Below are 269 nucleotides of genomic sequence, written 5' to 3' on the forward strand. Positions count from 1 at the left end.
CGACTTGCTGCCGATATACCAACGGCCCTCGCTGCCGTCCGCGAAGATGAACAAGTCGCTTTCGTCCCTGATGCCGTACCGCTTTGCTATCTCCGGGAACCGTTTGGAAAGCTCCTGTCGCATTAGCTCTGGAAAATCGTCGGGTAGATCGCGGTGATCAGGAACAAGAACCCCATTGATCGGCACCGCTGAGTCGAGAATGTCGGCCTCAAGGGTGTCTTTTATCTCCCGTTCCGTGGCCCCATTCGCGGACATGCTGGCGATGCGGG

General features: G+C 57.6%; 1 protein-coding gene. It reads right to left on the reverse strand.

Annotated elements, in window-relative coordinates; genetic code table 11:
* Nucleotides 1-255: hypothetical protein (locus tag SB764_RS40655; protein ID WP_410866850.1), on the reverse strand; the 255-nt coding region annotated here is incomplete at its 3' end.
* Nucleotides 256-269: the final 14 nt, after the last annotated feature.

It is taken from the genome of Paraburkholderia sp. SIMBA_027 (assembly GCF_046535315.1).
Classification (GTDB): Bacteria; Pseudomonadota; Gammaproteobacteria; order Burkholderiales; family Burkholderiaceae; genus Paraburkholderia; species Paraburkholderia tropica.